The organism is Hydrogenophaga sp., from assembly GCF_051007235.1.
Classification (GTDB): domain Bacteria; phylum Pseudomonadota; class Gammaproteobacteria; order Burkholderiales; family Burkholderiaceae_C; genus Hydrogenophaga.
On record NZ_JBPCSJ010000149.1, the window covers coordinates 1 to 8,325 of the forward strand.

Below are 8,325 nucleotides of genomic sequence, written 5' to 3' on the forward strand. Positions count from 1 at the left end.
GCCAGGAACTTCCCATCGATGTGGACAGGCAGTTCAGGCAGCAACGCTCGCGCCACTGGTGACAGCTCCATTTGCCCACGTTTGGGCTGCACGATCAGCCCAGCCTGCTTCAAATACGTCTTCGCCCAACCCACCCGGTTGCGAAACAAAGGGTACTGTCCCGAAGGCAAGAGAACTGTGCGCTCTTCAGGTGATAGTTGAAATTCGTCGGCGAGATGACCAACCGCTTCACCCAGTGACATCAAGCCGTTGCTGCCAAGCAGCCTCAGCAACGGGGCCATCAGCGTTTCATAGTCAGGAATCGCCAACTCTTTTCTCCGCAAAACAAAAAGGGCGCCGAATCCAGCGCCCTTTCATTCTGCCGCAGGCCTTGTGCCGGCCCGGGTGGATCAGCCCTGCTTGACCGCGTCCGGATTGCGCAGGCGGATGTGCAGTTCGCGCAGCTGCTTCTCGTCCACCGGGCTCGGAGCCTGTGTCAGCAGGCACTGGGCGCGCTGGGTCTTGGGGAAGGCGATCACGTCGCGGATCGACTCGGCGCCGGTCATCAGCGTGACGATGCGGTCCAGTCCGAAAGCCAGGCCGCCGTGCGGGGGCGCGCCGTACTGCAGCGCGTCCAGCAGGAAGCCGAACTTGAGCTGGGCTTCTTCGGGCGTGATCTTGAGCGCATCGAACACCTTCTGCTGCACGGCCGCGGTGTGGATACGGACCGAGCCGCCACCGATTTCCCAACCGTTGAGCACCATGTCGTAACCCTTGGCGATGCACTTCTCGGGCGCGGTGACCATCCAGTCTTCGTGCCCGTCCTTGGGCGCCGTGAAGGGGTGGTGCACGGCGGTCCAGCGGTCGGCTTCTTCGTCGTGCTCGAACATCGGGAAGTCCACCACCCACATCGGGGCCCAGCGGTCTTCGAACAGGCCGTTTTTCTTGCCCAGCGCGCTGTGACCGATCTTCAAGCGCAGCGCGCCGATGTCGTCGTTGACGATCTTGTCCTTGTCGGCGCCGAAGAACAGGATGTCGCCGTCCTGCGCACCGGTGCGGGCCAGGATCTCGGCAATCGCCTTGTCGTGCAGGTTCTTGACGATGGGCGACTGCAGGCCGTCCTTGCCCTTGGCCAGTTCGTTGACCTTGATCCACGCCAGGCCCTTGGCGCCGTAGATCTTGACGAACTCGGTGTAGGCGTCGATCTCGCTGCGCGGCATTTCGGCACCGCCGCGCACGCACAGCGCGACCACACGGCCGCCCTTCATCTGCGCCGGCGCGCTGAAGACCTTGAAGTCCACGTCGGCCATCACGTCGGTGAGTTCGGTGAACTCCATCTTCACGCGCAGGTCGGGCTTGTCAGAGCCGAAGCGGTGCATGGCTTCGCCGTAGGCCATGATGGGGAACTCGCCCAGGTCCACGCCCAGCGTGTTCTGGAACACCGTCTTGATCATGCCCTGGAACATCGCGCGGATGTCTTCCTCGGTCAGGAACGAGGTCTCGATATCGATCTGGGTGAACTCGGGCTGGCGATCGGCGCGCAGGTCTTCGTCACGGAAGCACTTGGTGATCTGGTAGTAGCGGTCGTAGCCGGCCACCATCAGCAGCTGCTTGAACAGCTGAGGCGACTGCGGCAGCGCGAAGAACTGGCCGTCGTGCACGCGGCTGGGCACCAGGTAGTCGCGCGCGCCTTCGGGCGTGCTCTTGGTCAACATCGGCGTTTCGATGTCGATGAAGCCGTTGGCGTCGAGGAACTTGCGCACTTCCATCGCCACGCGGTAGCGCAGCATCAGGTTGTTTTGCATGTAGGGGCGGCGCAGGTCCAGAACGCGGTGCGTCAGGCGTGTGGTTTCGCTCAGGTTGTCGTCGTCCAGCTGGAACGGCGGCGTGACCGAGGCGTTGAGCACCTTGAGTTCGTGGCACAGCACTTCGATCTGGCCGCTCTTGAGCTTGTCGTTGGTGGTGCCGGCCGGGCGGGCGCGCACCAGGCCGGTGACCTGCACGCAAAACTCGTTGCGCACGTCTTCGGCGGTCTTGAACATCTCGGCACGGTCGGGGTCGCAAACGACCTGCACATAGCCTTCGCGGTCGCGCAGGTCGATGAAGATCACGCCACCGTGGTCGCGGCGGCGGTTGACCCAGCCGCAGAGTTGCACGGTTTGGCCCAGCAGGGCTTCGGTCACCAGACCGCAATAGTGGGAGCGCATGGCCATATCGGTTCTTCTTTCAGCAGGTTCGCCACCCCGGGGTGGCGGGGGGAATCATCAGGAAATCGCAGGGGCCGCCGGGGCAACCGCCTTGAGGTTGGGGTTCTTCGGACCACCGGGCACGATCACGCCCATGGACACGATGTAGGTGAGCGCCTCGTCCACCGTCATCTGCAGCTCGACGCAATCGCGCTGGCGCACCATGACGAAGTAACCCCCGGTGGGGTTGGGCGTGGTCGGCACAAAGACGCTGAGGAAGCTGTCGTGCTCGCCGCTGGCCACCGGCTGGGCCTGCAGGTGCTGCAGCACTTCGCCGCCCGGCGTGCCGGTCTGGAAGCCGATGGTCCACATGCCGGCGTGCGGCCACTGCACCAGCACCGCCTTGCGGAAGGCGTTGCCCTTCTCGGAAAACAGCGTGTCGGAAATCTGCTTGACGCCCGAGTAGATGGAGCGCACGACGGGGATGCGGTGCAGCAGCGCGTGCCACCAGTTCACCAGCCGGTTGCCGATGATGTTGGACGCCAGCGCGCCGATGGACAGCACGACCACGAGCGCAAAGATCACGCCCAGGCCCGGCACGTGGAAGCCGAACAGCTGGTCCGGCTGCCAGGCGCCCGGCAGGATGCGCAGGGTCTGGTCCAGCGTGGAGACCACCCAGTCCAGCACCCAGAGGGTGATGATCAGCGGCACCAGCACCAGCAGGCCGGCCAGCAGCCATTTGCGCAACGCGGCCATGCGGTCCTTGGTCATCAATGGCAGGCGCAGGAACCGCCGCAGGACGTGGCCGCCGGGGCGGCGCTGGCGGTGTCAGCAGGCTTGGATTCGGTGCTCGCAGCGGCATCGCCGGTCGAGGCAGCGGCCGTGGAGCCCGCAGCACCGCCAGAACCACCCTTGAAGTCGGTCGCGTACCAGCCCGAACCCTTGAGCTGGAAGCCGGCGGCCGTCAGCTGCTTGTGGAACGTGGCGGCACCGCAGGCCGGGCAGTCGGTCAGCGGAGCGTCGGAGATTTTCTGCAGAACGTCCTTGGCATGGCCGCAGGACTCGCACTTGTAGGCATAGATCGGCATGGCGTGAACGGTGGAATGGTCCGGCAACCCTGCCACAACACGTTCAGAAGGCACCGTGGCGGTGCAGGAACGGGCGGGCGCCGGCAAGTTGAACAAAGCCCGTCATTATAGGTGGGGGCACCCTGGAGGACCTTCAAGAGCGGGCCAGCGGCCCGCCCTTCACCACAGGCGGATGCGCAGCAGCAGCTGGGTGACGATCAGCCCCAGCACGAAGCCGATGCCCCCGTAGATGATGTTTTGCAGCAGCCGGTTGGTGCGGCGCTGCTCGGTCATCAAGGCATCGATTTCGCGGCGCAGGTCGTTCGGCCGGTGCTGCAGGTAATCCTGCAGCAGGCGCGGCAGGGCCGGCAGCAGCTTGGCGTACTGGGGTGCCTCGGCCTTGAGCTGCTGGAGCAGCTTTTGCGGGCCCACCTGCTCCAGCATCCATTTCTCCAGGAAAGGCTTGGCGGTGTTCCACAGGTCCAGCTCCGGGTCCAGGTCGCGACCCAGGCCTTCGATGTTGAGCAGGGTTTTCTGCAACAGCACCAGCTGGGGCTGGATTTCCACATGGAAGCGGCGCGAGGTCTGGAACAGGCGCATCAGCACCAAACCCAGCGAGATTTCCTTGAGCGGACGGTCGAAGTAAGGCTCGCACACCGCGCGAATGGCCGATTCCAGCTCGTCCACCCGGGTCTCGGGCGGCACCCAGCCGCTTTCAATGTGCAGCTCGGCCACGCGCTTGTAGTCGCGCCGGAAGAAGGCTGTGAAGTTCTGCGCCAGGTATTCCTTGTCGAACTCGGTCAGCGTGCCGACGATGCCGAAATCGAGCGAAATGTAGCGGCCGAAGGTGGCCGGGTCGACGCTGACCTGGATATTGCCCGGGTGCATGTCGGCGTGGAAGAAGCCGTCACGGAACACCTGGGTAAAAAAGATGGTCACGCCGTCGCGCGCCAGCTTGGGGATGTCGACCCCGAGTCGGCGCAACTCGTCCACCCGGTTGATGGGCAGGCCGTGCATGCGCTCCATGACCATCACCTCGGTGTGGCAGTAGTCCCAGAGCATTTCCGGGATCAGCACCAGGTCCAGGCCCTGCATGTTGCGGCGCAGCTGGGCGGCGTTGGAGGCTTCGCGCAGCAGGTCCAGTTCATCGTGCAGGTACTTGTCGAACTCGGCCACCACCTCGCGCGGCTTGAGGCGTTTGCCGTCGGCCGAGAGCGTCTCGACCCAGCCGGCCATCATGCGCATCAGGCTGAGGTCTTTTTCAATGACCGGCAGCATGTTGGGCCGCAGCACCTTGACCGCCACCTCGCGGCCGCCGTGCCGGCCGTCGCGCAGGGTGGCGAAGTGCACCTGGGCGATGGACGCGCTGGCCACCGGCTTCTGGTCGAAGTGGCTGAAAACCGCGTCCAGCGGCTTGCCGAAGGCGCGCTCGATCGTGGCGACCGCGATGGCGCTGTCGAACGGCGGCACACGGTCCTGCAGGCGCGCGAGTTCGTCGGCAATGTCGGGTGGCAACAGGTCGCGCCGGGTCGAGAGCACCTGGCCGAACTTGACGAAGATCGGGCCCAGCTGCTCCAGCGCCTCGCGCAGACGCTGGCCGCGCGGGGTGTCCAGGTTGCGACCGATGGAAACGATGCGCGTGAGCAGGCGCAGCCCCGGGTGCTGGAAGCTGGAGAGCACCAGCTCGTCCAGCCCATGGCGCAACACCACCCAGAGGATGAAGACGCCGCGCAGCAGGCGCCTCATGTGGCGCTTCCGCTGCGGTCCGGGGTGGCGGCCGGCGTGGGCCGTGCAAAACCTGCGGGGGCACGCCCCGCGAACGATTTGACCGCCTGCGAAGCCGCACCGGCCATCCGCACCAGGGTGTGTGCCGCGGCGTCGCCCACGATGCGCGAGAGGTCTTCCTCCACATCCCAGCGCACGTTGTCCACCAGCCATGCCACCTCGGCCGCCAGTTGCACGTCGCCCTGGATGTCCACACCCGGCTTGTCACCCGACAAGACGGTTTGCGCCAGGCTCAGCGGCGAGGTCTGGGTCAGCGTCACGGTGAGGTCGGGCACGGCGCCGGCGGCCGGGCGCTCCAGCAGGCCGGCAGCGGTGGCGGCCAGGGTGAGGTGCACCTCGCCCCACTGGACCTTCACCGGCTTGCCCTTCTGGCGCCTGAGGCGCTCCTGCGCCTGCGGCTCCTGCATCAGCACATGGTTGAGGAACAGCACCACGCGGTTCTGCAGCTCATCGACCATCCACTCGGGCGGCCGGAGGCCGCCGAGCACGGACTGGAGAAAACCAAAAGGATGGGCGTTGCCGCCAGACGAAGAGGTGGGGGGTGCGGTGTTCATGACCCCCCGATTTTGACGGATTGCGCCGGGTCATCTGCCAGCGCAGGGGTATGCGCTTCCTGCCGGCCCGTGTGCGGCCCTGCCCGGCCAGCGGCGGGGCAGGGCCCTGCGGCTTACTGCAGGGCCTGCACGCCGGCCACCAGCCAGCCGCCGCCACCCGCCTTGGCGCGGGCAATGCTCCAGATTTCGCGGAATGGGTTGGGGCCGGCAGAACCGTCCTCGCGCACCATGCCGGAAAACTCGACGCTGGCCATGTGGCCCTCGCCCAGGTCTTCGATGCCGAGCAGCCGGGCCTCGATCATGACCACGTCGGTCTTGTTGGGCTGGCCGCCCGACTGGCGCTCGCGCTCGACCAGCTGTCCCTGGATCTGTTCGAGCATGTCGTCGGTCATCATGGCGCGCAGGCTGGGGATGTCGGCGCGGTCCCACGCGTCCTGCAGGCTGACGAAGTTGGCCTTGGACGAACGCAGGAAGGCGTCCACATCAAAACCGTCGGGCACGCTCGGCGGCGCCGATCCGCCGAAGGCCTGGCCTGCCGGGGGCTCGTCGTAGGTGGACTCCCAGGGCCGGGCCGAGGCGTCGTTGCCCACGTTCTTGGGGCTGTAGCCGCGCGGGGTGGCCGGGTCCAGCTGTGACTGCCCGGTGGCCATGAAGGCGTGTGCGCCACGCGGCCGTACCACAGCCCCACGGGACGAGGCCAGCATGCGGGCGATCACGACCGCCGCCACCACCAACACCGCCCCACCCAGAATCAGCACCCAAGCGTTCATGTTTTTTCTTCCCTGACAGGCCACCCGGGTTCAGGCGGCGACTAACACTTGATGCCCAGGTGCAAGGCCACGACGCCCGCACTCAGGTTGTGAACGTCCACGTGGCCGAAACCCGCCGACTTCATCAGTTGCCGCAACTCTTCCTGGCCAGGGTGCATGCGGATGGACTCCGCCAGGTAGCGGTAACTGTGGGCGTCGCCGGCCACCAGCTGGCCCAGTTTCGGCAACACGTTGAACGAATACCAGTCATACGCTTTTTCCAGCGGTTTGGCGACGCGGGAAAACTCCAAGACCAGCAGTTTGCCCCCCGGTTTGAGGACGCGCCGCATTTCGGCCAGCGCCTGGTCCTTGTGCGTCATGTTGCGCTGCCCAAAGGCGACGGAAACGATGTCGAAGCTGTTGTCGGCAAACGGCAGCTTCTCGGCGTCGCACACCATGGTGGGCAGCACCAGCCCCTCGTCCAGCAGGCGGTTGCGGCCTTCGCGCAGCATGGCTTCGTTGATGTCGGTGTGCACCACGCGGCCCGTGAGGCCCACGCGCTGCGCAAAGGCCCGGGACAGGTCACCCGTGCCACCGGCGATGTCCAGCACCTGCTGGCCGGGCTGCGGGTTGGCCAGGGTGATGGTGTAGCGCTTCCAGACGCGGTGCAGGCCGGCCGACATGAGGTCGTTCATCACGTCGTACTTGGGCGCGACCGAATCGAACACGCTGCGCACGTGCTTCGCCTTTTCCTGCTCGTCTACGGTCTGGAAGCCAAAGTGGGTGGTGGCCATGAAGGTGTCTCCGTCGGGGTCAGTGGCTGCCGCAGGCGTGGCCGCCTTTTTCAGGCATGGGCGCATCGCGATCGACCCCGGCGGCCTGGAGCCGCTGGAGGTAATCGTTCCACAGTTCGGCTTGCTGCGATCCGAGGAAATACAGGTAATCCCAGGCGTAGATGCCGGAATCGTGTCCATCGGAGAAGGTGGGCTGCACCGCGTAGTTGCCCACCGACTCCAGCGCCACGATGCTCACATCCCGCTTGCCGGTCTGCAGGGTTTCCTGCCCCGGGCCGTGACCTTGCACCTCGGCCGAAGGCGAGTACACGCGCATCAGCTCGAAGGGGATGCGAAACGATTTGCCGTCGGAAAAGGCGATCTCCAGCACCTTCGAAGCGCTGTGCACCGTGATGTCCTGCGGTGTCGGGGTGTCTTTGTTCAGTCCTGCCATGAGGGCTCCAGAAAGTTCAGACCAGCACGCGTTCGATGCCGCCCTGGTTCGCTTTGGCGACGTACTCGGGCAGCCAGTCCTTGCCCAGGATCTGGTTGGCCATCTCCACCACGATGTAATCGGCTTCCAGCAGGCCGTTCTGCAGGTCGTCGCCGTAGCGCGACAGGCCCTGCAGGCAACTCGGGCAGGAGGTCAGCATCTTGATGTTGGCCTGCTCGCCCACGATGCCGGCGGCGCGCAGCTGCGCCTCACCCTTCTTGATTTCCTCTTCCTTTCGGAAGCGGATCTGGGTCGAGATGTCGGGCCGGGTCACGCCCAGCGTGCCACTTTCGCCACAGCAGCGTTTGCTCTCGATCACGTTGTCGCCCACCAGGGCCTTGACCGTCTTCATCGGGTCCTGCAGCTTCATCGGCGTGTGGCAGGGGTCGTGGTAGAGGTAACCGCCCTGCCCGGCCGGCAGCGTGATGCCCTTTTCCAGCAGGTATTCGTGGATGTCGATGATCCGGCAGCCGGGGAAGATCTCCTCGAACTTGTAGCCCTGCAGCTGGTCGTAGCAGGTGCCGCACGACACCACCACCGTCTTGATGTCCAGGTAGTTCAGCGTGTTGGCCACGCGGTGGAACAGCACCCGGTTGTCGGTGATCATTTTCTCGGCCTTGTCGAACTGGCCTGAGCCGCGCTGCGGATAGCCGCAGCACAGGTAGCCCGGCGGCAGCACCGTCTGCACGCCGGCGTGCCACAGCATGGCCTGGGGGGCGAGACCCACCTGGCTGAACAG

Annotated in this window: 10 protein-coding genes; all 10 read right to left on the reverse strand. The window is 65.5% G+C overall.

Features of this window, described 5'->3' with window-relative positions; genetic code table 11:
- On the reverse strand, positions 1 to 308 hold a 308-nt coding region (locus ACR2JA_RS05475), incomplete at its 3' end, for a winged helix-turn-helix domain-containing protein (RefSeq protein ID WP_434008099.1).
- 81 nt (positions 309 to 389) lie between these two features.
- Positions 390 to 2,192, reverse strand: coding sequence for an aspartate--tRNA ligase (gene aspS / locus ACR2JA_RS05480; protein ID WP_434008100.1), 1,803 nt, complete (start codon positions 2,190 to 2,192; stop codon positions 390 to 392).
- Between the two features lie 51 nt (positions 2,193 to 2,243).
- Entirely contained in the window at positions 2,244 to 2,921 is a 678-nt protein-coding gene (locus ACR2JA_RS05485; RefSeq protein ID WP_434008108.1) for a DUF502 domain-containing protein, read from the reverse strand.
- A 14-nt stretch (positions 2,922 to 2,935) separates the two neighbouring features.
- Positions 2,936 to 3,253, reverse strand: a complete 318-nt coding sequence (locus tag ACR2JA_RS05490; RefSeq protein ID WP_434008101.1) for an FmdB family zinc ribbon protein — start codon at positions 3,251 to 3,253, stop codon at positions 2,936 to 2,938.
- Positions 3,254 to 3,412: 159 nt separating this feature from the next.
- On the reverse strand, positions 3,413 to 4,978 hold the full coding sequence (gene ubiB / locus ACR2JA_RS05495; RefSeq protein ID WP_434008102.1) for a ubiquinone biosynthesis regulatory protein kinase UbiB: 1,566 nt from the start codon (positions 4,976 to 4,978) through the stop codon (positions 3,413 to 3,415).
- Positions 4,975 to 5,571 carry a ubiquinone biosynthesis accessory factor UbiJ gene (locus ACR2JA_RS05500; RefSeq protein ID WP_434008103.1) on the reverse strand — a complete coding sequence of 199 codons (597 nt, stop codon included), beginning with the start codon at positions 5,569 to 5,571 and terminating at the stop codon, positions 4,975 to 4,977. Before ACR2JA_RS05500 ends, ubiB begins: the two co-directional genes overlap by 4 nt.
- Positions 5,572 to 5,684: 113 nt before the next feature.
- Positions 5,685 to 6,341, reverse strand: coding sequence for a Tim44 domain-containing protein (locus ACR2JA_RS05505; protein ID WP_434008104.1), 657 nt, complete (start codon positions 6,339 to 6,341; stop codon positions 5,685 to 5,687).
- 41 nt (positions 6,342 to 6,382) lie between these two features.
- Positions 6,383 to 7,114: a bifunctional demethylmenaquinone methyltransferase/2-methoxy-6-polyprenyl-1,4-benzoquinol methylase UbiE gene (gene ubiE / locus ACR2JA_RS05510; RefSeq protein WP_434008105.1), complete on the reverse strand. Its 732-nt coding sequence runs from the start codon at positions 7,112 to 7,114 to the stop codon at positions 6,383 to 6,385.
- Between the two features lie 19 nt (positions 7,115 to 7,133).
- Positions 7,134 to 7,547, reverse strand: coding sequence for a gamma-butyrobetaine hydroxylase-like domain-containing protein (locus ACR2JA_RS05515; protein WP_434008106.1), 414 nt, complete (start codon positions 7,545 to 7,547; stop codon positions 7,134 to 7,136).
- Positions 7,548 to 7,563: 16 nt separating this feature from the next.
- A partial coding sequence (locus ACR2JA_RS05520) for a (Fe-S)-binding protein (RefSeq protein WP_434008107.1) occupies positions 7,564 to 8,325 on the reverse strand: 762 nt, incomplete at its 5' end.

Bases quoted from the DNA above. Each gene is read 5' to 3' on its own strand.
- aspS (WP_434008100.1), bottom strand. From the start codon at position 2,192: ATGGCCATGCGCTCCCACTATTGCGGTCTGGTGACCGAAGCCCTGCTG.
- ACR2JA_RS05485 (WP_434008108.1), bottom strand. From the start codon at position 2,921: ATGGCCGCGTTGCGCAAATGGCTGCTGGCCGGCCTGCTGGTGCTGGTG.
- ACR2JA_RS05490 (WP_434008101.1), bottom strand. From the start codon at position 3,253: ATGCCGATCTATGCCTACAAGTGCGAGTCCTGCGGCCATGCCAAGGAC.
- ubiB (WP_434008102.1), bottom strand. From the start codon at position 4,978: ATGAGGCGCCTGCTGCGCGGCGTCTTCATCCTCTGGGTGGTGTTGCGC.
- ACR2JA_RS05500 (WP_434008103.1), bottom strand. From the start codon at position 5,571: ATGAACACCGCACCCCCCACCTCTTCGTCTGGCGGCAACGCCCATCCT.
- ACR2JA_RS05505 (WP_434008104.1), bottom strand. From the start codon at position 6,341: ATGAACGCTTGGGTGCTGATTCTGGGTGGGGCGGTGTTGGTGGTGGCG.
- ubiE (WP_434008105.1), bottom strand. From the start codon at position 7,114: ATGGCCACCACCCACTTTGGCTTCCAGACCGTAGACGAGCAGGAAAAG.
- ACR2JA_RS05515 (WP_434008106.1), bottom strand. From the start codon at position 7,547: ATGGCAGGACTGAACAAAGACACCCCGACACCGCAGGACATCACGGTG.